The sequence below is a fragment of the Nocardioides zeae genome, from assembly GCF_030818655.1.
GTDB lineage: Bacteria > Actinomycetota > Actinomycetes > Propionibacteriales > Nocardioidaceae > Nocardioides > Nocardioides zeae_A.
This window is the reverse complement of the sequence record NZ_JAUTAN010000001.1, coordinates 2935507-2960286: the sequence shown is the minus strand read 5'-3', so window position 1 is coordinate 2960286 and position 24780 is coordinate 2935507. Positions and strand designations below refer to the sequence as shown.

The following is a 24780-nucleotide window of genomic DNA, read 5'->3' as shown; positions in this document are numbered from 1 at the left end:
GGTGCCGGGCCGTCGTGCGTCCGCTCAGTCGTCGGCGAGCGCCGCGATGCTGGCGGCCACCGAGTGGTCGACCTCGGTCTCGTCCGCCGGCTGCTGCTCGCGCAGCACGATGACGCTGCGGGAGGCGAGCTGGAGCTCGGCGCCCGGCGCGTGGGTCGAGTCGTCGGCCAGCTTGCCCGCCGTGTCGATGACGACGTCCCAGCCCTCGGCGTACTCCGCCGGCGGCAGCGTCACCGTGCAGTCGCCGTCGGCGTTGAAGTAGAGCAGGAAGTGGTCGTCGACGATCGTCTGGCCGCGCTGGTCCTTGCCCGCGATGCCGCGCCCGTTGAGGTACATGCCGAGCGCCTGGGCCGCGGCACCCTCGCCGTCGGTCCAGTCGCCGTCCTCCATCGGGCGGCCGTCGAGGTGCAGCCACACGATGTCGTTGAGGCGGTCGCCCTCCTCCCCGGGCAGCGGCGTGCGCACCGTGTTGCCGGTGAAGAAGCGCTTGCGGCGGAACGTCGGGTGCGCGCGCCGCAGCCGCGCGACGGCGGCCGTGAACTCCACCAGGGGCCGGTCGGCGGCGTCCCAGTGCACCCAGGCGATCTCGGAGTCCTGGGCGTAGGTGTTGTTGTTGCCGCCCTGCGTGCGCCCCAGCTCGTCGCCGTGCAGCAGCATCGGCACGCCCTGGCTGAGCAGCAGCGTGGCGATGAGGTTGCGCTGGTCGCGGGCCCGCAGCGCGAGCACGTCCTGGTCGTCCGTCTCGCCCTCGACGCCGTGGTTCCACGACCGGTTGTGGCTCTCGCCGTCGTTGCCGTCCTCACCGTTGGCCTCGTTGTGCTTCTCGTTGTAGGACACGAGGTCCCGCATCGTGAAGCCGTCGTGGGCGGTGATGAAGTTGATGCTTGCGAACGGGCGCCGCCCGGAGTTCTCGTAGAGGTCGCTGGAGCCCGCCAGCCGCGACGCGAAGTCGCCGAGGATCCGCTCGCCGCGCCAGAAGTCCCGCACCGTGTCGCGGTACTTGCCGTTCCACTCGGTCCACTGCGGGGGGAACCCGCCGACCTGGTAGCCGCCGGGGCCCACGTCCCACGGCTCGGCGATGAGCTTCACCTGGCTCACCACCGGGTCCTGCTGCACGAGCTCGAAGAACGTCGCGAGCCGGTCCACGTCGTAGAACTCGCGGGCCAGGGTCGAGGCGAGGTCGAAGCGGAAGCCGTCGACGTGCATCTCCGTGACCCAGTAGCGCAGCGAGTCCATGATCAGCTGCAGCGAGTGCGGGTGGCGCACGTTGAGGCTGTTGCCCGTGCCCGTGTAGTCCATGTAGTAGCGCTGGTCGTCCTCGACCAGGCGGTAGTACGCCGGGTTGTCGATGCCCTTGAAGCTGAGCGTCGGCCCGAGGTGGTTGCCCTCGGCGGTGTGGTTGTAGACCACGTCGAGGATGACCTCGATGCCCGCCTCGTGCATCGCCTTCACCATGGACTTGAACTCCTGCACCTGCTGCCCGTCGCCGTGGGCGGCGTAGGACGCGTGGGGCGCGAAGAACCCGATGGTGTTGTAGCCCCAGTAGTTGCGGAGGCCCTTCTCGATCAGCGTGTTGTCCTGCACGAACTGGTGCACCGGCATGAGCTCGATGGCCGTGATGCCGAGCTTGCTGAGGTGCTCGGTGACCGCGGGGTGCGCGAGCGCCGCGTAGGTGCCGCGGATGTCCTCGGGCACGTCGGGGTGCAGCTGGGTGAGGCCCTTGACGTGCGCCTCGTAGATCACGCTCTCCTCGTACGGCGTGCGCGGACGCCGGTCGCCCTCCCAGTCGAAGAAGGGGTTGATGACGACGCTGTGCATCATGTGCGGCCCGGAGTCGTCGTCGTTGCGCGTGTCCTCCTCGCCGAAGACGTAGGAGAACAGCGACGGGTCCCAGTCGATGTCGCGGCTCGTCGCCTTCGCGTACGGGTCGAGGAGCAGCTTGGCGGGGTTGCACCGCAGACCGTTCGAGGGGTCCCACGGGCCGTGCACCCGGTAGCCGTAGTGCTGCCCGGGCTGCACCGTCGGCAGGTACGCGTGCCACACGAACGCGTCCACCTCGGTGAGCTCGATGCGCGTCTCGGTGAAGCCGCCCTCCCCGTCCGGGTCGGGGTCGAGGAGGCAGAGCTCCACCCGCTCCGCCACCTCGCTGAACAGTGCGAAGTTGGTGCCGCTTCCGTCGAACGTCGCCCCCAGCGGGTACGCCGTGCCTGGCCAGACCTCCACGAGGTGCCCTCCCTGATCGTCGGTATCGGCCCCATTAGAGGCAGGGCCCCGAAATGGGGTGCCCACCCGCCGCCCGGCTCACCCTTTCGCCAGCTTGTCTTCGACAAATCTTGAGGTCCAAGCCCTTGAAGTTGCGGATTAGTAGAGACGTATGGCCGAACAGTGCTTATGCTCACCGAAGGTCGGGAGGGGTTCCCCGACCTTCGAACCGACCGTCCCACCGTCAGGGGAGCGCCTCATGACCGACATCCAGAACGACGGACGGCGCCTCGTCAGCCGACGCGCCGTCACCCGCACCGCCGCCTGGTCCGTCCCGGCCGTCGCCGTCGTGTCCGCCGCGCCGGCCTTCGCGTCGTCGATGACCGACGTCGGCTACTTCGCCATCACCGCGCACTGCGGCACGGTCAACGGCGTCATCAACTCGGGCTTCGACCTCACGGCCGGCGCCGTCGCGCTCCCGGCCGGGACCATCATCTCGATCAACCCCACCAACGGCGTGGCCGTCAACATCAGCGCCCCGAGCGGGGCCGTCGAGCTCGGCGGCGGCAACTACGCCCTCACGGCGGCGCTTCCCCCGAACCAGAAGATCACCCTCAACCGCCTGCTCAACGTGAGCGCTGCGACCGTCACCACGGCTGTCGTCACCCTCCCGACGGGGTTCACCTCGACGGGCAACCCCAAGACGTCGGCGGAGCTGCGGTACGCCGAGTCGGGCATCGCCGGCGTGCTCGGCTGCCAGGTCGGCGCCTGACCGAGCCGCCGGCGGCACACTGACGCCGCCCGGTCCGGTCTCCGAGCGCGGATGTCCCGCGGGCGATCGACGTCAGGGGAACAGATGCCGAGCGCCGCACTGCACGTCGCGACCGCCAGCACCCTCGTGGGGGTGCTGGCGGTCGCTGCGTTCGCGAAGGTGCGCGATCCCGACGCGGCCCGCGTCGGGTGGAGATCCCTCGCGCCGGCGTCGTGGCGGGAGTGGTGGGCCGCGCCGTACGTGCTCGCGGGCGCGGAGGTCGCCCTCGCCGTCGGGCTCCTGCTGCCGGACCCGGCCGCCACGGTGGCCGCCTCCGGTGCCGTGCTCCTGCTGACCGCGTTCGCGGTGGTCCTCGCCCGGGCGGCCCGCCGGGCCGACGGCGCTTCCTGCGGGTGCTTCGGGGCCTGGTCGACCGAGCCCGTGACGGGGTTGGCCGTCGTCCGCACGGCCGGGCTCGCGGCGCTCGCCGTCGTCGCGCTCGTCGTGGGGGAGGGCGGGCTGGTGCGGGCGGTGGCCCGGGAGGCGACGCCCGACGTCGTCCTGGGGCTGCTCGGTGCCGCGCTCCTCGGGCTCGTGCTCGTGCTGACCACGGCGCTGGCCGCCGCCCGTGCCCGGGTGGCGACACCGCCGGCCGGGCCCGTGGTGCCGGACGAGGACGGCGCCGCGGCGTACCCCGTCGACGTGAACGGCATCCCCGACCGCACCGGTGCGCCGGTCCCCGACGTCGAGGTCGTGCTGGCGGGCGGGCAGGTGCGGAGCCTGCGGCACCTCGTGGGCGAGCGCGGCCTCCTCCTCGTGCTGGCGAGCCCGACGTGCGGCACCTGCCGCGAGGTGCTGGCCGAGCTGCCGGCCTGGCAGGACGCCCTCGGCCGGGGTGCGCGGATCCTCGTCGTGACCTCGGCGGACCGGGACGCGATACTGCGCGACTTCCCCGAGCTGGAGCCGATACTCGCGCTCGGAGCCGGTGGGACGGCCGCGGCGCTCGGCGTGCCGGGGACGCCCGCCGCCGTCCTCGTCGGGGTCGACGGCCGGATCGCCACCCGGGTGGCGGCGGGCGTCGACGAGGTGTTCGGCCTGCTCGCCGGCACGGTCACCGCGGTGGAGGACGCCGGCCGCCGGGCCGAGGGCCTGTGACGAGATCCTGTGACGAGGGCCTCACGGACGCCGCTGATGACAGCCGAGTTACCGGTAGGTAGCCTCACGTTTCGTGAAGCGTGAGATCTACGACGAGGACCACGAGGCGTTCCGCAGCTCGGTGCGGGAGTTCCTGGAGCGTTCGGTCATCCCCGAGGTGGAGACCTACGCCGAGAAGAAGGGAATCCCGCGCGAGTTCTGGCTCGAGGCGGGCAAGCAGGGGTTCCTCGGTCTCGAGATCCCGGAGGAGTACGGCGGCGCGGGCGCCGGCGACTACCGCTTCAACGCCGTCATGGGCGAGGAGCTGAGCAAGGTCAACGCCGCGCTCGGCTCGTGCTGGGGCATCCACGCCGACATCACGGCGCCCTACATCGTCGCGCTCGGCACCGAGGAGCAGAAGCAGCGCTGGCTCCCGGGTGTCGCCGCGGGCGAGATCCTCCTCGCGATCGGCATGACCGAGCCCTCCGGCGGCTCGGACCTGGCCGCGCTCAAGACCACCGCGGTGCGCGACGGCGACGAGTGGGTCATCAACGGTTCCAAGACGTTCATCACCAACGGCTACTCCGCGGACATCGTGCTGACGGCCGTCCGCACCAGCCCGGAGAAGAAGGCGCGGGGCATCACGCTGTTCGCGATCCCCGCGGCGGCGGAAGGCTTCAGCCGTGGCCGGAAGCTCGACAAGGTCGGCCAGGACGAGTCCGACACGGCCGAGCTGTTCTTCGAGAACGTGCGGCTCGGTGACGACCACATCGTCGGCGAGCTCGACGGCGGCTTCATCCACATGATGCAGAAGCTGCCGCAGGAGCGCCTCGGCTGCGCGGTGTCCAACATCGCCCACGCGAAGCAGATCCTGCTGGAGACGATCCAGTACGCGAAGGACCGCAAGGCGTTCGGCCAGTCCATCGGTCAGTTCCAGCACTCCAAGTTCCTGCTGGCGGAGCTCGTCACCAAGATCGAGGTCAGCGAGGCGTTCCTCGACCAGTGCGTCGTCGCCCACGCGAAGGGAGAGCTCACCCCGGTCGACGCCGCCAAGGCGAAGTGGTGGACGAGCGAGATCCAGAACGACGTGCTCGACCACTGCGTCCAGCTGCACGGTGGCTACGGCTTCATGAACGAGTACCGCGTGGCGCGCGCCTGGCGCGACGCCCGCGTCTCGAAGATCTGGGCGGGCTCGAACGAGATCATGAAGGAGCTGATCGGGCGCGACCTGGGCTTCTGAGCCGGTGCGTGCATGGCCCGTCCTCCCCACCGGGAGGGCGGGCCGTTTGCCGTTCCTGGAGGCTCTGTTCACAACGGCGGAGAACGCGTCGCCAGACGCCGGGTTCGGCCGCTCGGGCCACCTGTTTTCCGCGTGGCGCGTCCTCCCCACCCCTGTGGATGACCGATCGCACAGGGGTCGAGTCCGGGCGAGGCTGAGCGCATGGCCGATCTCAGCCCTGCCGAGCGCGTCGCCCGCTGCGGCGGTCTGGCGACCCGCGCCCAGATCGCCGCCTGCGGGCCTCGCGCCATCGCCGCCGCCGTCGCCGCCGGCGAGATCGTGCGCGTGCGCCGCGGGCTCTACCGCCTCCCCGACGTGGACCGCGCGCTCCGTCTCGCCGCCGAGTGTGGAGGGCAGGTGGCCCTGCTCCACGCTGCGCAGGCGCACGGGTGGGAGGTCGCCCTGCTCCCGGACCGCCCGACCGTGAAGCTCCCGTCGGGTGGCCACGTGCGACCGGTCGCCGCCGACACGATCTGGGGCGAGGTCGATCCCACGACGGGTCGCGTGACCTCCCAGCGCCTCACCGTCGTCGACTGCGCGCGACGCCTCCCGCTGCGGGACGCCCTCCCGGTGCTCGACTCGGCGCTCCGGCACGGCTACGACCCGACGACCCTGCTCGCTGACGCACGCGCCGTGCGGGGCAAGGGAGCGGCTGCGGCCCGCCGGGCGGCCGAGCTGGCGTCGGGCCTCGCCGCCAACCCCTTCGAGTCCCGGCTGCGTGCGCTCGCCGTCGATGCGGGCCTGGACGTCCGCCCCCAGGTGACGATCGGGCTGCCCGCGGAGACGCGGGGCACCGCGCCGGCGACCGTGCGCCCCGACGTGGTGGACGTCGGGCGTCGGCTCGTGCTCGAAGCCGACTCGTGGGAGTTCCACAGCAGCAAGGAGGCGTTCCAGGCGGACTGCCTGCGCTACACCGCGCTCACGGTGGCGGGGTGGACCGTCCTGCGCTTCACGTGGTGGCAGGTCATGCACGACCCGGGCTGGGTGATCACCTGCCTCGCACGCTACGCCGAGCGGGCGGCCTGAGCCGGCGGCCTGTTCACTCGGCGGAGAACGCGCTGTCAGACCCCCTCCTCGGCGGCTCGGGCTACGCGTTCTCCGCTCCGGCGTGACGGAAACCCAGGTGCGCCCCGGCCGGGCCGGCCCTACGCTCGCCGGTGATGCGCCTCTTCACCGCCGTCCTCCCGCCCGACGACGTGGCGGACCACCTCGACGCTTTCCTCGACGTACGGCGCGCGGCGGCCGACCTCCGCTGGACGCGCGCCGACGCGTTCCACCTCACGCTCGCCTTCGCTGCCGAGGTCGAGGAGTGGCGCCTCGACGAGGTGCTCGAGCGGACCGCGGGGGCGGCGGCGCGCCGTACGCCGTTCGAGCTGCGCCTGGCCGGCGGGGGAGCGTTCCCCCACGCCGACGCCGGCAAGGTGCTGTGGGTGGGTGCGCCGACGTCGGCCGACGAGGAGCTGGAGGCACTGGCGCGGGGGGCGCGGGCGGCGTACGCGACCGCCGGCGTGCCGGTCGACGGTGCCCGGTTCCGCCCGCACGTCACGGTGGCGAGGTCGGGGCGTCCCGCCCGGCTGAGCGACTGGGTGAAGCTGCTCGACGGCTACGCCGGCCCGTCCTGGACCGTCGACGAGGTCGCCGTCGTGGCGTCCCACCTCGGCGAGGGCGCGGGTCGTCGCCCGCGGCACGAGGTGCTCGCCACGGTCCCCCTCGGCGGCCACTAGTCTGGGCGCCCATGAGCGCCCCTGACTCCCCCGCGAAGCGGACCGTCCTCGCCCAGGTCAACGAGAAGGCCATCGTGCGGGGCGAGGTGACGCTGAGCTCGGGTGCGACGGCGAACTACTACGTCGACATGCGGCGCGTCACCCTCGACGCGGCGGCCGCCCCGGCGATCGGCCGGACGATGCTGGAGCTGACCGCCGACTGGGAGTACGACGCGGTCGGCGGCCTCACGCTCGGCGCCGACCCCGTGGCGACCGCGATGCTGCACCAGGCGGCGGCCGACGGTCGCGTGCTCGACGCCTTCGTCGTGCGCAAGGCGCAGAAGGTGCACGGCCTGCAGAAGCTGATCGAGGGCCCGCCGGTGAAGGGCCGCCGCGTGCTGGCGGTCGACGACACCTCCACCACCGGCGGTTCGGTGCTCGAGGCCGTCGCCGCGCTGCGCGCCGAGGGCGCGGAGGTCGTCGGCGTCGCCGTCATCGTCGACCGCGACACGGGGGCGGCGGAGCGGGTCGAGGAGCAGGGCGTGCCCTACCGGTACGCCGTGGGCAAGGCCGAGCTCGACATCTGACCGCCTCGCCGGGATGCGGACGACCCGGCTGGCTATCCTCACCGGGTGATCCCGACCAGCATCCTGCCTGGCCTGACCGTGCTCGCCGCGAACGACTCCCACGACCCGCACGACCTGACCGGCTTCGCCGGGTGGGCCGTGGACCTCATGGAGAAGATCGGTCCCGTCGGCGCCGGGATCGCGATCGCGCTCGAGAACCTCTTCCCGCCGCTGCCCAGCGAGGTCATCCTGCCCCTCGCGGGCTTCACGGCGGCGCAGGGCGAGTTCACCGTCGTCGAGGCGATCCTGTGGACGACGGTCGGCTCGGTCGTCGGGGCGATCGCGCTGTACTACCTGGGCGTCGTCTTCGGCCGTGACCGCATGTACTGGATCTGGGAGCGGATGCCCCTGGTCAAGACCGAGGACCTCGAGCGCACGGAGGCCTGGTTCGCCAAGCACGGCCGCAAGGCGGTCTTCTTCGGGCGGATGCTGCCGATCTTCCGGAGCCTCATCTCGGTGCCGGCCGGCATCGAGCGGATGCCCGTGGGGATCTTCGTCGTGCTCACGACGCTGGGCAGCCTGATCTGGAACACCCTGTGGGTGATGGCCGGGTACCTCGCCGGCGACCAGTGGTACCGCATCGAGCCCTACATGGGCATCGTGCAGACGGTCGTGCTCGCCGCGGTGGTCCTGTTCGTCATCGGGTTCGTGGTGCTCCGCGTGCGACAGATCCGCCGCTCGCGCCACCACCGCAACCCCCACGACCCCGACGCGCTCGAGGAGGCGTGAGCGAGGGGCACGACGCGGGCGAGCGCGCGCCGTACGACCCCATGCCCCACGGCCCGGCCGAGGTCGGGGTGGGGCCCTGGGAGGGGCCGTGGCCCCCGGGGGAGCACTACGACCCGGAGCTGCTCGCGCACGGCGACCGGCGCAACGTGGTCGACCGGTACCGCTACTGGCGCCTCGAGGCGATCGTCGCGGACCTCGACACCCGCCGCCACGGGTTCCACGTCGCCATCGAGAACTGGCAGCACGACTTCAACATCGGCACGATCGTGCGCACGGCCAACGCGTTCCTCGCCGCCGAGGTGCACATCGTCGGCAACCGTCGCTGGAACCGCCGCGGGGCGATGGTGACGGACCGCTACCAGCACGTGCGCCACCACGCGTCGGTGCCGGAGCTGGCGGACTACCTGCACGGCCTGCCGGCGCCCGTGCGGCTGCTCGGCATCGACAACCTGCCGGGGTCGGCCCACCTCGAGACGATGGCCGTGCCCCACGACGTCTGCTTCCTCTTCGGGCAGGAGGGGCCGGGGCTCTCCGAGCAGGCCCGTGCGGTCTGCGACGGCACCTTCTCGATCGCCCAGTTCGGCTCGACCCGCTCCATCAACGCGAGCTCGGCCGCCGCCATCGCGATGCACGCCTGGGTGCGGAGCCACGCCGACCTCGACGCCGCTCCGGTCTGGCGGGGCTGACCGGCCGCGGCTAGCCCTCGCGCAGCCGCGCGTTCTCGGCGTGCAGGCGCGCCACCTCGTCCTCCAGGGCGAGCACGCGGGCGACCCCGGCGATGTTGAGGCCCTCGGCCAGGAGGTCGCGGATGCGCTCGAGACGCTCGATGTCGTCCTCGCTGTAGAGCCGCGTGCCGCCGGCCGTGCGGTCGGGCGTCAGGAGGCCCCGGCGCTCGTAGACCCGCAGGTTCTGCACCTGCATCGCGACCATGTCCGCCGCCACGGAGATGGCGAACACCCCGGTCGTCCGTCGTCGTGCCACCGACGCATCCTCCCACACTTGATTCTCCGTGCGGCATGGAATATATAACGGTGGTGTCAGATTAAGTGGTGTGTGAACACCACGATCACCGCCCCGGTGATCGTCGATCCGAAGGAGGAATCCGTGATGCTGCTCCGAACCATCGATCCCTTCCGCGAGTTCGACCGTCTCGCGGCCCAGCTGACCGGCCCGGCCGGCACGACCAACCGGCCCGCGGTGATGCCCATGGACGCGTGGCGCGAGGGTGACCGCTTCGTCATCGAGTTCGACCTGCCGGGCGTCAGCGCCGACAGCATCGACCTCGACGTCGAGCGCAACGTCCTCACCGTGAAGGCCGAGCGGGTGGCCCGCAACGGCGACTGGGAGATGCTCGCCAACGAGCGCACGCGGGGCACGTTCACCCGCCAGCTCGTGCTGGGCGACAACCTCGACCTCGACCGCATCGAGGCGGGGTACGCCGACGGCGTGCTCCGGCTCGTCGTCCCGATCGCCGAGCGCGCCAAGCCGCGCAAGATCGCGGTCACCCAGGCCGGCGACCCGGTCGAGCGGGCGATCGAGGCCTGACCCGTCGCGGCCCGGTCCGGTCCGGTCCGACGATCGAGGGGCGCCCCCGCCGTCACCGGCGGGGGCGCCCCGTCGCGTACCGGCCACCCTCCCGTCCCTCGGTGGCCGTCCACGCGTCGTACCGTGGCGTGTCCGTCCCGAGGAGGTGCACCGTGAACCGTCGTCCGTTCGAGCCCGTCGAGCCCGGGGCGACCGCGCCGCCGGAGCGCCACCGCCGCAGCGTGATCGACAGCGCCGTGTACGTCGAGGGTCGGCGCGTCGCGTCCCCGGAGGGCCTCGCCGCGACGTACCGCACCCTGCGGGAGCACCCCGACGGCACGGCCTGGATCGGGCTCTACCGGCCCGAGCTCCACGAGCTGGACTCGCTCGCCGCCGAGTTCGACCTCCACGAGCTCGCGGTCGAGGACGCGGTGGTGGCGCACCAGCGACCGAAGCTGGAGCGCTACGACGACACGCTCTTCGTCGTGCTGCGTCCCGCGCGCTACGTCGACGAGCGCGAGGAGGTCGAGTTCGGCGAGGTGCACCTCTTCGTCGGTCCCGACTTCGTCATCAGCGTCCGCCACAGCGAGGCGCCCGACCTGGCCGCCGTGCGGCACCGCCTCGAGGGCGATCCGGACCTGCTGCGGCTCGGTCCGGAGGCGGTGCTCTACGCGATCCTCGACCGCGTCGTCGACGGCTACGCGCCGGTGGTGGCGGGCCTGGAGAACGACATCGACGAGATCGAGGACGAGGTCTTCCGCGGCGAGCCGTCCGTCTCGCGGCGCATCTACGAGCTGACCCGCGAGGTGGTCGAGTTCCAGCGGGCGACCCGGCCGCTCGTCGCCGTCGTCAAGGGGCTGGCGGCCGGCTTCGGCAAGTACGGCGTCGACGAGGAGCTGCGGCGCTACCTCCGCGACGTCGACGACCACCTCACCGTCGTGGTCGAGCAGGTCGACGAGTTCCGTCAGCTGCTCCGCGACATCCTCACGGTGAACGCCACCCTGGTCGCGCAGCAGCAGAACGAGGAGATGAAGGCGCTCTCCGAGCACGGCATCGACCAGAGCGAGGAGGTCAAGCGGATCTCCTCCTGGGCCGCCATCCTGTTCGCGCCGACCCTCGTCGGCGGTGTCTACGGCATGAACTTCGCGGAGATGCCCGAGCTCGACTGGCGCTACGGCTACCCGATGGCCCTCGGGCTGATGCTGCTCGTCGCGCTGGCGCTCTTCCTCGTCTTCCGGCGTCGCGGCTGGCTCTGAGGTCGGGTGTGGTCCAGCCCGCGTCGCGCGTGCGCCGCGCGCCGGCGCTAGGGTGACCCGCGATCCCACCCGATCCCTCGAGGAGCGCACGATGCCCATCGCCACCCCGGAGAAGTACGCCGAGATGCTCGACGCGGCCAAGGCCCGTTCGTTCGCCTACCCGGCCATCAACGTCTCGTCGTCCCAGACCCTCAACGCCGCCCTCAAGGGCTTCGCGGACGCGGGCTCCGACGGCATCATCCAGATCTCGACGGGCGGCGCGGAGTACCTCTCCGGCCCGTCGATCAAGAACATGGTGACCGGCTCCGTCGCGTTCGCCGCCTACGCGGCCGAGGTCGCGAAGAGCTACCCGGTCAACATCGCGCTGCACACCGACCACTGCCCCAAGGACAAGCTGGACGGCTTCGTCCGGCCCCTCCTGGCGATCTCGAAGGAGCGCGTCGCGCGCGGCGAGGCGCCCCTGTTCCAGTCGCACATGTGGGACGGCTCGGCCGTGCCGCTCGACGAGAACCTCGTCATCGCCGAGGAGCTCCTGGCCCTCTCCGCCGAGGCGAAGGTCGTGCTCGAGGTCGAGATCGGCATCGTGGGCGGCGAGGAGGACGGCGTCGAGGGCGGTCTGGGCGACCACCTCTACACCACCCCCGAGGACGCGCTGGCGACCGTCGCGGCGCTCGGTGTCGGCGAGAAGGGCCGCTACCTGACCGCGCTGACCTTCGGCAACGTGCACGGCGTCTACAAGCCCGGCAACGTGAAGCTGCGCCCCGAGATCCTCAAGTCGGCGCAGGAGGCCGTGGTGGAGAAGCTGGGCCTCGAGGCCGGCTCGAAGCCGTTCGACCTCGTCTTCCACGGTGGCTCGGGCTCGACCGCGCAGGAGATCGCGGACGCGGTGTCCTACGGCGTCATCAAGATGAACATCGACACCGACACGCAGTACGCGTTCACCCGCCCGGTCGTCGACCACATGTTCAGCAACTACGCCGGCGTGCTCAAGGTCGACGGCGAGGTCGGCAACAAGAAGGCCTACGACCCGCGTGCGTGGGGCAAGGCGGCCGAGGCCGGCATGTCCGCGCGGATCGTCGAGGCCTGCGAGCACCTCAGCTCCGCGGGCACGACGCTGGGCGCCTGACCCTCCGCTCCCTCTGCTGCACACGACGCGGCGTCCCCGGCTCCGGCCGGTGGGCGCCGCGTCGCTCGTTGGTGGCTCTTGCCGGGCCGGCCCCCGCGGTCGCGGTCTGAGGACTGCGGTTTCGGTGGGTCTTGCACCACGACCCGGGGATGGGGGTCGTGGTGTCAGCGGGCCGGAAAACGGGGCGCTGGGGCCACGAGGCGGGTGGGGTACGGCGGGGGGCGCGTCGCGTCGTACCGCCCGTAGATCTCGACCCACCGGGTGCGTCGGATGTTCCGCGGGTGCGGTGCCGCCCCGTGGTCGTGGTGCCAGGCCTGCGGTTTCCGTGGGTCTCACACCACGACCCGGGGCTGGAGGGCTAGCGGCCGGGGGGATGCACGTCCTCGGCGCCCTCGGACAGCTTGGTCGTGAGGAAGTGCGCCAGCAGGAACATCGCGGCCGAGAGCACCGGCAGGATGACCGCCATCGCCCACGAGAAGAGCGAGCCCAGGAAGAACAGGATCGCGACCATCCCCGCGAGGCTGACCGCCAGGAAGCTGGTGCTGCCCGGATCGCCCACCTCCCAGGCCCGCAGGAGACGCGTGCCGACGACCATGGCGACGACGAGGGCGGCGATGAGCAGGGGGATGATCGGCGCCCCGCACGAGCCCGACCCCTGCACGACCGAGCAGAGCTGCAGGCTGAGGCCGCCGAGGAGCACCAGGACGACACCGGCGGCCACGCCCGTGACCACGACCGCGGCCGTCTCGGGCAGCGGCGGCAGGTCGACGTCCCGCAGTCGCCCGAGCAGGGCCGCCGCTCGTGACGGCTGCTTCTCCGTGGGCTCCTCCGGTACGGCGGGTGGTGCGGCCGCCTGCTCCGCCTCCGGTTCCGGCGTGGGCTCGGTGACGGTCTCGGTGACGGGCTCGGGTTCGGGGTAGAGCTCGGGGGCGTGGGCGGGTTCGGCGACCTCGGGCTCCGGCGCCGGAGGCGCTTCCGGGGCGGGAGCGGCCACGGGGAGCGTCGCGGTCGGGGGCTCCTCGACCTCGGGCGCATCGGGCTCGGGCGCCAGGGGCTCGGGCTCCGGGGGGCGCGACGACCGGCGGCGCGCGGCGAGACGCTCGCTCAAGGTGCCGCCGACGGATCCGGCGCGCTGGCGCACGCCGGAGAGCGTCGCCCTCGCCTGCGACGCGCGCTCGGCCGCGGGCGAGACGGGACTGGCCGGCGGCGGGTCGACGGGCGCCGGGGGGACCACCGGCTCGGGCTCGGGCTCGGGCTCGGGCGCGGCGACCGGCTCCGGAGCGACCACCGGCTCTGGCTCCGGCTCGACGACCGGCTCGGGCTCCGGCTCGACGACCGGCTCGACGACCGGCTCCGGCTCGACGACCGGCTCCGGCTCGACGACCGGCTCGACGACCGGCTCGACGACCGGCTCCTCGACCACCGGCTCCTCGACCACCGGGGCCGCCGGCTCCGCCTTCCGCCGACGGCGCCGACCGAAGGAGGGGAGCTGGAGGGCCTGCTCGAGCGCGTCGAGCTCCTCCTGCGAGCGGTCGTCCTTCTTCGCCATGGGCGGAAGTCTGTCACGCGAGCGGCCGGGTGATCCGGGATCGTGGGCCGGAAATGCAGGACGGCCGGACCCGTGGGTCCGGCCGTCCGTCTGTCGGGCTGACAGGATTTGAACCTGCGGCCTCCTCGTCCCGAACGAGGCGCGCTACCAAGCTGCGCCACAGCCCGATCGTGGCCTTCCGGCACACGAGCGGTCGTGAGCATAGCCGAGCCCCGGACGGTCCTCCCAATCGGGTGTCAGGCGGTCGTCGGCGTCAGCGTCAGGAGGGTCGCCTCCGGCCGGCAGAAGGTGCGCACCCGCATGGACGGCGCCGTGCCGAGGCCCGCCGACACGTGCAGCCAGCTCGACCCCGGGTCGCCCGGCGCGGAGTCGGCGGGGTGCCGGTGCAGCCCCTTCGCCCGTGCGGGCTCGAGGTCGCAGTTGGTGGTGAGCGCGCCGACGAACGGCAGGCACACCTGGCCCCCGTGGGTGTGGCCGGCGATCACCGCGTCGTACCCGTCCCGGGCCATCTGGTCGAGCACCCGGAGGTACGGCGCGTGCACGACCCCCAGCGCGACGTCGGCGTCCGCGCCGAGCCCGGTGCGGGCGGGACCGGCGATGGCGCCGAGGTCGTCGTACCCGAGGTGCGGGTCGTCGAGGCCCCCGAGCACGAGTCGCACACCGCGCACGTCGAGGACGTCGCGCCGGTTGGTGAGGTCGCGCCACCCGGCGCGGGCGAGCTCCGCCTTGAGGGTGCGCCAGGGCAGCTCGGGCGTGTGGGTGTTGCGCTGGCCGTCGTCGGGCGCGAGGTAGCGCAGCGGGTTGCGGCGCGACGGCGCGAAGTAGTCGTTGGACCCGAGCACGTGCACCCCTGGCACGTCGAGGAGCCCGCCGAGCGCGTCGAGGAGGGCCGGTACGGCGTCGGGGTGCGCCAGGTTGTCACCGGTGTCGATCACCAGGTCGGGCCGCAGGCTGGCGAGGTCCCGCAGCCACGCGATCTTCCGGGCCTGCGTCGGCACGAGGTGGACGTCGGAGAGGTGCAGCGCCCGCAGGGGCGGCGTGCCCGGCGGGAGGATCGGCAGGTCCACCTCGCGCAGGGTGTAGCGGCGGGCCTCCCACGCGGCGTACGCCACGGTCGCCGCACCGGCCACCGCTCCGCCGGCGACGAGGCGCGCGGCGTCGCGGCCGACCCGTCGCGCGAGCCGCCCGGAGTCGGAGGGGCGGGACGGGTGGCGGGGGAATGCGGTGGGCGACACCCCGACAGGCTGCCACAATCGGTCCCATGAGCACCCTGAAGGACCGTCTCCGCGCCGACCTCACCACCGCCATGAAGGCCCGCGAGCAGCTGCGCGCCTCGACGCTGCGGATGGTGCTGACCGCCGTCACCAACGCGGAGGTCTCCGGCAAGGAGCAGCGGGAGCTCGACGACGCCGACGTGCTCGGGATCCTCGAGAAGGAGGCGAAGAAGCGTCGCGAGGCGGCGACCGCCTTCGCCGAGGGCGGTCGCGCCGAGAGCGCGGAGAAGGAGCGGGCCGAGGCGGAGGTCATCGCGGCCTACCTGCCCGAGGGGCTGAGCGACGCCGAGATCGAGGCGATCGTCACGGCCGCGATCGAGCAGACCGGCGCCGCCGGCGAGGGGATGCGTGCCATGGGCAAGGTCATGGGAGTGGTCCAGCCGCAGGTCAAGGGCCGTGCCGACGGTGCCGCGGTCGCGGCCGAGGTGCGTCGCCAGCTGGGCTGACGAGGGCCGCCCCACCCCGCCCGGGAGCCGGTTTCGCCGAGGGCGTACGTCCAAAGTGCCGGCGAGTGTGCGGGAACGACCACCGAACAGGTAGCGTTGCCCCCACGACACAGACAACTAGTCCGGGTGCCTCCGAGCCCCGGCCAAGCGCGAGGGGGTCGACCCTATGGGGCGCGGCCGAGCAAAGGCCAAGCAGGCGAAGGTCGCACGCGACCTGAAGTACCGCACGCACGACACCGATCTCGGTGCTCTCGCGCGGGAGCTGCATGGCGGTAGCGACGACGACGACACGACCGAGTCGGATGACTTCGGCGACTGGGCCGACTACCGCCCACCTCGTGATTGACGTCTTGTAGAACGGCACCCCCGGGCTCGTCGAGCCCGGGGGTGCCGTCTCTTGCGTGCCTCAGGCGCCGAGCCAGATGCCGCGCAGGCGACCGACGTCGCGCATCCGCTGCTCCGCGAGCCGGTCGGCGGCGACGGCCGGGGTGACCTGGTCCTTCTCGGCCAGGTCGAACACCGCTGCCGTGGTGTCGAAGATCCCCGACGCCCGCTGCTTCGCGCGCTCGAAGGAGAAGCCCTCGCGCTCGTCGGCGACCTGGATGAGCCCACCGGCGTTCACGCAGTAGTCGGGCGCGTAGAGGATGCCGGCATCGGCGACGCGGTCGGCCGAGTCGGGCCGGGGGAGCTGGTTGTTCGCGGCGCCGCAGACGACGCGCGCCTTGAGCACGCCGATGGTCTCGTCGTCGAGCGCGCCGCCCAGGGCGCACGGCGCGTAGACGTCGAGGTCCTCCCGCACGAGCTCCTCGGTGGACCCGACCGCGCGTACGCCGGCGGGGTGGTCCGCGAGGACGCCCGCCACGGCGGGCGCGTAGACGTCGGTGACGACGACGTCGGCGCCGTCCTCCCGCAGCAGGCCGACGAGGTGGCGCCCGACCTTGCCGACGCCCGCGACGCCGACGGTGCGGCCCGCCAGCGTGGGCTCGCCCCAGAGCCGCTGGGCGGCGGCCCGCATCCCCTGGAACACGCCGTAGGCCGTCAGCACCGAGCTGTCGCCGGCGCCGCCGTGGGCGACGGTGCGGCCGGTGACGTAGTCGCACTCGCGAGCGACGTGGTCCATGTCGACCGAGTAGGTGCCCACGTCGCAGGCGGTGAGGTAGCGGCCGCCGAGCGACTGCACGAAGCGTCCGTAGGCCCGCAGCAGCGCCTCCGACTTGTCGCGACGGGGGTCGCCGATGATGACCGCCTTGCCGCCACCGAGGTCGAGGCCGGCCAGCGCCGCCTTGTAGGACATCCCGCGCGACAGGTCGAGCACGTCGCGCAGCGCGTCCGCGGTCGAGGCGTAGGGGTGGAAGCGGGTGCCGCCGAGGCCCGGGCCGAGCGCGGTGGAGTGCACCGCGACGATCGCGCGGAGACCCGTCGCGGGGTCGTTGGCGAACACGACCTGCTCGTGGCCGGCGGCGAGCTCGAACACGTCGGTCGAGGGGCTCGCGGAGGGGGTGGTGCTCATGGCGCTCCTGTCGTCGGGCGTCGCGCGGGTGGGCGACGCGGGGCCGCCCACGCGGGGGTGTGGCGCGGGCGACACCCAGCCTATGACGCGAGGGCCCCGGGGGAGACCCGAGGCGCGACCCGTGGCCTCACCGCAGGCGTGCGACGTACCGCCGCCCGCGACGCAGCGAGGCCAACCGGTCCTCCCACGTCACGCCGACCGTCACGAGCAGCGCCCCGGCGGCGATCATCACGACGTACGGCGGCAGCTCCGCGGCGTACGGCGCGAGCGCGCGCAGCAGGAGGAGGGCGCCGGCGACGGAGCCGGCCACGAGGGGAGCGCTCCAGCGGAGCGACGCCCCGCCGAGCACCAGGGCCAGGCTGGCGAGCGCCACCAGCAGGCCACGCAGCGTGGCCGGCTCGTCGAGCGCCAGCAGGGTGCTCGGACCGAGCGCCAGGGCCAGTCCGCTGAGGAGCATCGGGGTGGTCCGTCGGCGCGGGTCGCGCAGCAGGGCCACGACGCCGACCGTCAGGAGCACGAGGGCCGCCGGCAGGGTGTAGGCCTCGGCGACGGTGATGCCCGTGTCGGCGAGCCGCACCCACGAGGCGACCACGAGCAGCGCCCCGCCGACCCAGGCGAGAGGGCGCCGCGTCGGCCGCACGAGGGCCGCGACGGCGGCCGCGGTCCCCGCGACGGTGAGGTGCACGGCCAGCCAGGTCAGCGGGTCGGCGCCGGCCGCGACCGCGGACGTCAGCACCGCGGCCACGACGGCGGCGGCCAGCTCGTTGGCGGGTCGGGCGACGGCGACGAGCAGCAGGCCGACCACGGCGAGGGCGACCGCCAGCACCGGCTCGGTGGGCTGGGCGGTGACGCGGCCCAGGTCCACCACCAGGAGGGCGGAGGCCGGGGCGAGGAGCGTGAGGGCGAGGGTGCCGAGGCCGCTGCGGAGCAGGGCGGCGGCACCGCCGGCGATGCCGACCAGCACGACGAGGGCGAGGGCCTGGAGCCCCGCGCTGGGGGTCGCGACGACGACCGCGCCGAGCGCGGCCACGAGGGCGGCGCCAGCGCCGGTCGTCGCGGCCTGCCGGTGGTGACGCAGTGCGGCCGGGGTGGCGAGCGCGGCCGCGGCCACCGCCGCGACGAGGAGCTCGGCGACGACCAGGGCGAGCGGCACGGCGTAGGTCGCCGTCACCGCCACCCCGGTCGCCGCGAGGAGGCCGGCGACCGACGCGAGGAAGGCCGTCGACCGCAGCACGCCCCCGCGGTCCCCGCGTGACGCGGGGGCGTGCTGGTCGAGCACCGCCCCGAGGGCGGCGGTCAGGGCCGCGGCGGCGAGGAGGGCCAGCCACGGGTGGGTCAGGAGGGTCGCGGCGCCGGTGAGGCGGAGGTCGCCCCGCGGGGTCAGGGCGGCGTCGGTGGCCCGGCCCAGCACGTCGACGAGGGCGACGAGGGGGACGAGGACGGCGATGGCGCCCGGGCCGGTGAGGGCCGCCCGCCAGCCGGCCGGGACGAGCGGAGCGGCCGCCGCGACGAGCAGCAGCAGGAGCGACCAGCCGACGACGCCGGCGTCGAGCGAGACGTCGTGGAGCGGCAGCAGGAGGGCGGGGGCGAGGGTGGCGCCACCGGCGCCGAGTGCCGTCGCCCGGAGGGGGCGGGGGAGGAGCGGGACGGCTGCCGCGGCGAGGGCGAGGAGGACGGCGGCGAGCAACGGCCACACCTCGGCGCGACCCCAGAGCGCGGTCACGGAGACGTCGGTGACGGCCCGCCCGAGACCGGCACCGGCGAGCGCCAGCCAGGCGAGTCCGGCGCAGCCGGCGGCCAGCGGCGGCAGGAGGCGGAACCCGCCGAGCTGCGCGACCAGGGCGAGCGCGCCGAGGAGGAGCGTCCCGATGACGAGGCCGAGCTCCGCGGTGGGCGCGGCGATCGTGGTGCCGATGGCCACGAGCACCGCCCCCAGCACCACGACCACCTCGCCGGTGAGGAGGCGACCCAGCGGCGTACGCCGCGCGCCGAGCGCCAGCGCCGCCCCCAGCGCTCCCAGCACCGCGCCGACCTGGGCCGGCAGCACGCCGTCCGGGGGGTTGCCGAGCCAGCCGGCGGCATCCGCGCCGACGCACGCCAGGAGGGTGAGGCCGGAGGTGACCGCGGCCAGCGCCTCGCTCGCTGCCGGCAGCCCGCGGCGGGCCAGGACGGCGGTGAGCGCGCCGGCGCCCACCGTGGTCCCGACGAGCACCGCTGTGCGCCCCTCGACGCCCATGAGCACCCACGCCACCGCGAGGAACACCAGTGCCCCCACGAGGAGGCAGGCGGCGCCGAGCCCCAGCAGCAGCTTCGGCACGCCCGACTCGAGCATGCCCCGCTGCGGCGCGGCGCCCGCCGCGGGCGTCGGGACCGCACCCGCCGGGCGCGGGTACGCCGCGAGCCCGGCCGTCATCGGCGTCGTACGCGGGGCGGGAGCGGTGGCCGGAGCACTGACGGGAACGGTGACGGGAGCCGCGACGGGAGCCGCCGCGCGGGAGCGGGCCTCGGCGCGGAGGCGGAGGACCAGCCGGTCGGCCCGCTCGAGCGTGGCGAACAGCTGCCAGGCGACCTCGCCGGTGAGGCGGATCGCGCAGCGGGGGCACTCGTCGCGCCCGGCGACGAGCGCGGAACGGCAGTCGGGGCAGCAGGTGCGGTCGGCGAAGAGCATGCCTCCTATTCCGCCGTGGACGGGCGCTCCGCACGACGACCGGGCGACTCAGGTGGGGTGAGTACGGGTACTCGGTCGTTGGTGCGTCGGCCGTAGGGTGGGCGCTCCGCGGCGCACGGGGCGCCGTCCGTGTCCCCCGGCCCGACCCCACCCCGATCCGACCCCCGATCCGACCCCCGATCCGACCCCCGATCCGACCCCCGAGGAGATCCCCAGTGCGCGTGCTGCTCGACCGACGCAACCCGGCCCACGACGGCGCGACCGAGGTGTCGGACGACCAGCTGGCGACGCTCTACGCGCCGCCGGCCGGACGGGACTGGCTGCGGGTCAACATGGTGAGCACCGTCGACGGGGCGGCGACCGGCGACTCGGAGCGCTCCGACTCGATCCACACCCCCGCCGACAACCGGGTCTTCGGCGTGATCCGCTCGCTCGCGGACGTCGTGGTCGTGGGTGCGGGCACGGCGGCCGCGGAGACCTACCAGGCGGGGGAGCTGCCGCTCGTGCTCGTGAGCCGCCGGGGCCAGGTGCCGGAGCAGCTGCGGGACGCCGAGCCCGGCGCGGTGCTGCTGGCGACCTGTGCCACCGCGGACGGCCTGGACGAGGCGCGCGGGATGCTTGGCGACGACAACGTGCTCGTGCTCGGGTCCCACAGCGTCGACCTGTCCGAGCTGCGCCAGCGGCTCGTCGAGCAGGGCTTCGTGCGGTTGCTCGCCGAGGGCGGCCCCCACCTTCTGCGCGACCTGCTGGCCAGCGGGGTCGCGGACGAGCTGTGCGCGACGTACGTGCCGCGGATCGTCGGCGGCGACCGGCCGCGGATCACCGCGGGCCCGCCGGTCGACGCGGCGCTCGACCTGCAGCTGCTGCTCGAGGAGGACAGCACGCTGCTGGGGCGCTGGGACGTCGTGCGCTGATCGTGCGCTGATACTGCTGCGACGCCGGGCGACCGGCGGTGCGAGGATCAGCGACCGTGACAACTCGACGGATCGCGTACCAGGGAGAGCCCGGCGCGAACTCCCACATCGTCTGCCAGCGCCACTACCCCGAGCTCGAGGCCGTGCCCTGCGCCTCGTTCGAGGAGGTGTTCGCGACCGTCGAGCGCGGTGACGCCGACCTGGCGATGATCCCGATCGACAACACGCTGGCGGGTCGCGTCGCCGACATCCACCACTTCCTGCCGACGACGAACCTCCACATCGTGGCGGAGCACTTCCTCCGCATCCAGTTCCACCTCATGGCCGTGCCCGGCGCGACGACGGAGACGATCCGCACGGTGCACAGCCACGTGCACGCGCTGGGCCAGTGCCGCCGCATCATCGCCGGCAACGGCTGGCGTCCGGTCATCTCCGGCGACACCGCGGGCGCCGCGCGCGAGGTCGCCGAGTCGGGGGACACCACGCAGGCCGCCATCGCGCCACCGCTGGCCGCGGAGATCTACGGCCTCGAGGTGCTGGCCGCGGACGTCGAGGACGAGGACCACAACACGACGCGGTTCGTCGTGCTCTCCCCGGAGCCGCAGCGCGCGCCGGCGGGCAACGGTCCCGTCGTCACCAGCTTCGTCTTCCACGTCCGCAACCTCCCGGCGGCGCTCTACAAGGCGCTGGGCGGGTTCGCCACCAACGGCGTCAACATGACGAAGCTCGAGTCCTACATGGTGGGCGGCCACTTCACCGCGACCCAGTTCCTCGCCGAGGTCGACGGCCACCCCGACGACGTCGGCCTCGCCCGCGCGCTCGAGGAGCTGCAGTTCTTCACGCACGAGGTGAAGATCCTCGGCGTCTACCCGGCCGACCCGCACCGCCGGGAGGGGTGAGCGACCCGGTCCTGGGTACTGTGACCCAGGACACAGGCGCGGTGCGCACCCGGGTGCCGCGCACCTGACTCCGGGAGCGCCATGACCTCCACGCAGGACCGTCCCTCGGGCGGTAGGACCGACGTCGACGCGGCCTTCCTCGACACCGCGACCTACCGCAGCCTGGGCGAGCAGAAGCTGTCGCCGCGCGAGGAGCGGTTCGAGAAGGGCCGTCGCACCGCGGGCCTCGCGCTGGCCCCGCTGGTCGCGGTGGTCTTCTGGCTCCTCCCGACCGGGCTGGAGGGCGACCAGCACCTGCTCGCGGCGGTGCTCCTCGGCGTCATCGTGCTCTGGGTGACGGAGCCCGTCCCCATCCCCATCGGCGGCTTCATCGGGATCGGCGCGATCGTCGTGCTCGGCGTCGCCACGGCCGACGAGGCGCTGGCGCCCTTCGGTTCCTCCACCGTCTTCACCTTCATCGGCGCCTTCATCCTGGCGCAGGCGATGCTCAAGCACGGTGTCGCACGCCGGTTCGCGATCTTCGTGCTCAGCCTGCCCGGCGTCGGCCGCTCGACCTTCCGCGTGATCCTCGCCTTCGGCGCGATCACCGCCCTCCTCTCGGCCTTCGTCTCCAACACGGCGACGGTCGCGATGCTCATGCCGACCGCGATCGGCATCCTCACGGTGATCGCGAAGCTGCTGCAGGACCGCGGCACCGTGGCCGCCGACTTCGATCCGCTCCGGCTGCGGGTGGGGGCCGCGCTCATGCTCATGCTCGCCTACGGCGCGAGCGTCGGCGGGCTCCTGACCCCGGTGGGCTCGCCCCCCAACCTCATCGGCCGCGGCCTCATCGAGGAGGCCACCGGCGAGCGCATCTCGTTCCTCGACTGGATGGTGATGGCGGCGCCCATCTGCGCGCTCATGTTCGTCGCGCTCGCCGTCGTCATCCTCCTGCTCAACCGGCCGGAGACGCGCGACCTGGAGGGTGTCGAGGAGTACGTGCGGGCCGAGCGGGCCCAGCTGGGGAAGCTGTCGGTGGCCGAGCGCAACACCCTCGTCGCGTTCGCGGTGACCGTGACGCTGTGGATCCTCCCGGGCGTCGTGGCGGTCGTCGCCGGCACGGACTCGAGCACCTACACGACGGTCAGCGACCGCCTCGACGAGGGTGTCGTCGCGATCCTCGGCGCCGCCCTGCTGTTCCTGCTGCCCACCCGCTGGGCGGACCGGGAGTTCACCCTGCGCTGGAGCGACGCGGCCGGCATCGACTGGGGCACGGTCGTGCTCTTCGGCACCGGCATCATCTTCGGCAGCCTGCTGGAGTCGTCCGGGCTGGCGGAGACGCTGGGCAACGGTGCCTCCGACCGGCTGGGCCTCACGAGCACGTTCCTCATCACGGTGTTCTCGGTGACGTTGGCGATCGTCGTGTCGGAGACGACGAGCAACACCGCGGCCGCTGCGGTGGTCGTGCCGATCCTCATCCCCATCGCGATCGCGGCGGACGTCAACCCGTTCGTGCCTGCGCTGGCGGCGACCTTCGGTGCGTCCTTCGGGTTCATGCTGCCGGTCTCGACCCCGCAGAACGCCATCGTCTACGGCTCGGGGACCGTGCCCATCACGCGCATGATCCGCACCGGCATCTCCTTCGACGTGCTGGGCGCGGTGCTCATCGTGCTGCTGCTGCCGGTGATGGTGGGCCTGCTCGGGCTGGGCTGAGCCCGCCGGCCCCGGAAGGACCGACGCTCAGAACAGCCGGTCCTCGTTCGGCGGCTCCAGGTCGCAGACGTCGCCGAGGCGCACGACCCCCGAGTCGAGCAGCCGGCACACGACCCCGCCGCGGCGGATGAGCGCGATCTTGCCGCCCGGCCCGAGCTCGTCGTCCATGATCCGGCACGGCGCGGCCACGCGGACGACCTCCAGGTCGAGCCCGGCGAGACGCAGGCGTGCGCCGGGGGCCGTCGGGAGCGGGCCGTGGTCGAGGGTGACGTTCCGTCGCGTGCGCGGAGCCGGTACGTCGCGGCCCAGCCGCCGCCCGGCGCTCGCCAGGTCGTCCGCGGTCTGCACCGTCACGTGCCGGTGCCGGGCGCCGAAGAAGCGGTCGCCGACGAGGCCCCGTCCGGCGACGGCCTCGACCGACGTGACCGGCACCATCGGCGCCCGGTGGGCCGGCGCGACGTGGAGGGCGACGACGATCGGCATGCCGCGATCGTAGGCTCGCCCCGTGCCCATCACCGTCGCCCACCCGGCGCTCGTGCTGCCGCTGACGCGGCTCACCGCCCGCCTGGGCGTGCCGCTGACGCCCCTCGTCGTGGGCACGATGGTGCCCGACGTGCCGCTCTTCGCGGGCGAGCACGCGGCGTACGGGGTGACGCACTCGCCGCTGGGCGTCGCGCTCTACGCGCCGCTCGCGACGACCGTCGTGGTGCTCCTCTGGTTCGCGGTCGTGCGCGACGCCCTCGTCGGCCTCGCCCCGGCCCTGGTGCGCCGCCGCCTCGACCCCCACGTCTCCCTGCCGCTCCGGGCGTGGGCGTGGGTGCCGGTCGCGGGGGCGCTCGGCGCCGTCACCCACGTCGCGTGGGACTCGTTCACGCACCCCGGCCGGTGGGGCTGGGAGACGATCCCGTGGCTGTCGGCGCAGCAGGGGCCGCTGCCGGGGGGCAAGTGGCTGCAGTACGGCTCGGGCGTCGTCGGGATGGCCCTGGTGGCCGGTGCGGCGGTGCTCTGGTTGCGGTCGCGGCCCACCCGCGCCGTACCCCCGCGGGTGACCGGGGTCCCCCTCCTCGAGCTCGCCGTCGGTGCGGCGGCCCTCGTCGCCCTGGTGACCGCGGTCGACCGGGTGCCGCAGGGACTGCACGCCGTCGCGTTCGACGGGGTCGTGCGGGGGCTGGTGGCGCTCGTGGTCGCGCTGCTGGTGGCGTCCGCGGCGTGGCACGTGCTGCGCCTCGCCGCCCGCACCTGACCCGGTCGTGGCCCCAGCGCCACGGAAAACGGTGCGCTGGGGCCACGACGCGGATCGGCCCGGGCCTAGGTCTGGTCGACCGGGCACCACCAGGTGGTGCGGCCGCCGACCTCGCCCCGCACCATGGCGGCGCCGCAACGGGGGCAGTGGCCGTCGGCCCGGCGGTGGGGGATGACCTCGCCGGTGTGCACGCCACCCTGGCGGATCGCGGCGCGGATGCAGCGGCGGAGCACCCGGCGCAGCTCTCGTCGAGCT

The 24780-nt window shown here is 73.6% G+C and carries 25 protein-coding genes and 1 tRNA gene; 17 read left to right on the top strand and 9 right to left on the bottom strand.

The genetic code is table 11. The annotated features are described in order from the left end of the window. Positions 1-24: 24 nt before the first annotated feature. Positions 25-2223: a glycogen debranching protein GlgX gene (gene glgX, locus QE405_RS14035; protein ID WP_307201730.1), complete on the bottom strand. Its 2199-nt coding sequence runs from the start codon at positions 2221-2223 to the stop codon at positions 25-27. A gap of 238 nt (positions 2224-2461) precedes the next feature. Between glgX and QE405_RS14030 the strand changes: the two genes are divergently transcribed. The 8 genes from QE405_RS14030 (at position 2462) to QE405_RS13995 (ending at position 9110) form a co-directional block, all read left to right on the top strand. Further along, positions 2462-2974 (top strand): hypothetical protein, encoded by a 513-nt coding sequence (locus QE405_RS14030; RefSeq protein ID WP_307201728.1) that lies wholly within the window; start codon positions 2462-2464, stop codon positions 2972-2974. A gap of 84 nt (positions 2975-3058) precedes the next feature. Then, on the top strand, positions 3059-4108 hold the full coding sequence (locus QE405_RS14025) for a TlpA family protein disulfide reductase (RefSeq protein ID WP_307201726.1): 1050 nt from the start codon (positions 3059-3061) through the stop codon (positions 4106-4108). Positions 4109-4181: 73 nt separating this feature from the next. Further along, on the top strand, positions 4182-5327 hold the full coding sequence (locus QE405_RS14020; protein ID WP_307201724.1) for an acyl-CoA dehydrogenase family protein: 1146 nt from the start codon (positions 4182-4184) through the stop codon (positions 5325-5327). Between the two features lie 201 nt (positions 5328-5528). After that, entirely contained in the window at positions 5529-6392 is an 864-nt protein-coding gene (locus QE405_RS14015) for a type IV toxin-antitoxin system AbiEi family antitoxin domain-containing protein (RefSeq protein WP_307201722.1), read from the top strand. Between the two features lie 134 nt (positions 6393-6526). After that, positions 6527-7090, top strand: a complete 564-nt coding sequence (gene thpR / locus QE405_RS14010) for an RNA 2',3'-cyclic phosphodiesterase (protein WP_307201720.1) — start codon at positions 6527-6529, stop codon at positions 7088-7090. A gap of 11 nt (positions 7091-7101) precedes the next feature. Then, positions 7102-7656 carry an orotate phosphoribosyltransferase gene (gene pyrE / locus QE405_RS14005; RefSeq protein WP_307201718.1) on the top strand — a complete coding sequence of 185 codons (555 nt, stop codon included), beginning with the start codon at positions 7102-7104 and terminating at the stop codon, positions 7654-7656. Between the two features lie 45 nt (positions 7657-7701). Continuing rightward, positions 7702-8424, top strand: a complete 723-nt coding sequence (locus QE405_RS14000) for a DedA family protein (RefSeq protein WP_307201717.1) — start codon at positions 7702-7704, stop codon at positions 8422-8424. A gap of 41 nt (positions 8425-8465) precedes the next feature. Then, entirely contained in the window at positions 8466-9110 is a 645-nt protein-coding gene (locus QE405_RS13995; RefSeq protein ID WP_307205884.1) for a TrmH family RNA methyltransferase, read from the top strand. A gap of 10 nt (positions 9111-9120) precedes the next feature. Here QE405_RS13995 and QE405_RS13990 read toward each other — a convergent pair whose 3' ends face one another. After that, the gene (locus QE405_RS13990; protein ID WP_307201715.1) at positions 9121-9405 is read right to left on the bottom strand and encodes a MerR family transcriptional regulator; all 285 of its coding nucleotides are present in this window, start codon (positions 9403-9405) and stop codon (positions 9121-9123) included. Positions 9406-9531: 126 nt separating this feature from the next. Between QE405_RS13990 and QE405_RS13985 the strand changes: the two genes are divergently transcribed. From QE405_RS13985 to fbaA, 3 genes are all read left to right on the top strand, one after another. Next, positions 9532-9969 (top strand): Hsp20/alpha crystallin family protein, encoded by a 438-nt coding sequence (locus QE405_RS13985; RefSeq protein WP_307205881.1) that lies wholly within the window; start codon positions 9532-9534, stop codon positions 9967-9969. 152 nt (positions 9970-10121) lie between these two features. Beyond that, positions 10122-11204 (top strand): magnesium and cobalt transport protein CorA, encoded by a 1083-nt coding sequence (locus tag QE405_RS13980; protein WP_307201713.1) that lies wholly within the window; start codon positions 10122-10124, stop codon positions 11202-11204. Positions 11205-11295: 91 nt separating this feature from the next. Further along, complete coding sequence (gene fbaA / locus QE405_RS13975) at positions 11296-12330, top strand: class II fructose-bisphosphate aldolase (protein WP_307201712.1); 1035 nt, start codon at positions 11296-11298, stop codon at positions 12328-12330. Positions 12331-12688: 358 nt separating this feature from the next. Here the strand turns inward: fbaA and QE405_RS13970 are convergent, their stop codons facing one another. The 3 genes from QE405_RS13970 to QE405_RS13960 form a co-directional block, all read right to left on the bottom strand. Continuing rightward, entirely contained in the window at positions 12689-13879 is a 1191-nt protein-coding gene (locus QE405_RS13970) for a hypothetical protein (RefSeq protein WP_307201711.1), read from the bottom strand. Between the two features lie 93 nt (positions 13880-13972). After that, positions 13973-14046 (bottom strand) — tRNA-Pro (locus QE405_RS13965). Positions 14047-14115: 69 nt separating this feature from the next. Continuing rightward, positions 14116-15114, bottom strand: a complete 999-nt coding sequence (locus QE405_RS13960; protein WP_373459466.1) for a metallophosphoesterase — start codon at positions 15112-15114, stop codon at positions 14116-14118. Positions 15115-15140: 26 nt separating this feature from the next. Here QE405_RS13960 and QE405_RS13955 point away from each other — a divergent pair, with 26 nt between their 5' ends. Beyond that, positions 15141-15599 carry a GatB/YqeY domain-containing protein gene (locus QE405_RS13955; RefSeq protein ID WP_307201709.1) on the top strand — a complete coding sequence of 153 codons (459 nt, stop codon included), beginning with the start codon at positions 15141-15143 and terminating at the stop codon, positions 15597-15599. A gap of 166 nt (positions 15600-15765) precedes the next feature. Continuing rightward, positions 15766-15945 (top strand): DUF3073 domain-containing protein, encoded by a 180-nt coding sequence (locus tag QE405_RS13950; RefSeq protein WP_307201707.1) that lies wholly within the window; start codon positions 15766-15768, stop codon positions 15943-15945. A gap of 60 nt (positions 15946-16005) precedes the next feature. Here QE405_RS13950 and QE405_RS13945 read toward each other — a convergent pair whose 3' ends face one another. Both QE405_RS13945 and QE405_RS13940 read right to left on the bottom strand, forming a co-directional pair. Continuing rightward, complete coding sequence (locus QE405_RS13945) at positions 16006-17109, bottom strand: Glu/Leu/Phe/Val family dehydrogenase (RefSeq protein ID WP_307201705.1); 1104 nt, start codon at positions 17107-17109, stop codon at positions 16006-16008. Positions 17110-17236: 127 nt separating this feature from the next. Then, positions 17237-19777: an SCO7613 C-terminal domain-containing membrane protein gene (locus QE405_RS13940; protein WP_307201703.1), complete on the bottom strand. Its 2541-nt coding sequence runs from the start codon at positions 19775-19777 to the stop codon at positions 17237-17239. Positions 19778-19998: 221 nt separating this feature from the next. Here QE405_RS13940 and QE405_RS13935 point away from each other — a divergent pair, with 221 nt between their 5' ends. The 3 genes from QE405_RS13935 (at position 19999) to QE405_RS13925 (ending at position 23282) form a co-directional block, all read left to right on the top strand. After that, positions 19999-20691: a dihydrofolate reductase family protein gene (locus QE405_RS13935; RefSeq protein WP_307201701.1), complete on the top strand. Its 693-nt coding sequence runs from the start codon at positions 19999-20001 to the stop codon at positions 20689-20691. A gap of 56 nt (positions 20692-20747) precedes the next feature. Next, the gene (locus QE405_RS13930; RefSeq protein ID WP_307201699.1) at positions 20748-21590 is read left to right on the top strand and encodes a prephenate dehydratase; all 843 of its coding nucleotides are present in this window, start codon (positions 20748-20750) and stop codon (positions 21588-21590) included. Between the two features lie 81 nt (positions 21591-21671). After that, the gene (locus tag QE405_RS13925) at positions 21672-23282 is read left to right on the top strand and encodes an SLC13 family permease (RefSeq protein ID WP_307201697.1); all 1611 of its coding nucleotides are present in this window, start codon (positions 21672-21674) and stop codon (positions 23280-23282) included. Between the two features lie 27 nt (positions 23283-23309). Here the strand turns inward: QE405_RS13925 and QE405_RS13920 are convergent, their stop codons facing one another. Next, complete coding sequence (locus QE405_RS13920; protein ID WP_307201695.1) at positions 23310-23765, bottom strand: MOSC domain-containing protein; 456 nt, start codon at positions 23763-23765, stop codon at positions 23310-23312. Between the two features lie 22 nt (positions 23766-23787). On the opposite strand from QE405_RS13920, the gene QE405_RS13915 reads away from it, so the two are divergent. Further along, on the top strand, positions 23788-24525 hold the full coding sequence (locus QE405_RS13915) for a DUF4184 family protein (protein WP_307201693.1): 738 nt from the start codon (positions 23788-23790) through the stop codon (positions 24523-24525). 65 nt (positions 24526-24590) lie between these two features. On the opposite strand, the gene QE405_RS13910 is transcribed toward QE405_RS13915, so the two are convergent. After that, positions 24591-24758 carry a zinc finger domain-containing protein gene (locus QE405_RS13910; protein ID WP_307201691.1) on the bottom strand — a complete coding sequence of 56 codons (168 nt, stop codon included), beginning with the start codon at positions 24756-24758 and terminating at the stop codon, positions 24591-24593. Positions 24759-24780 lie beyond the last annotated feature (22 nt).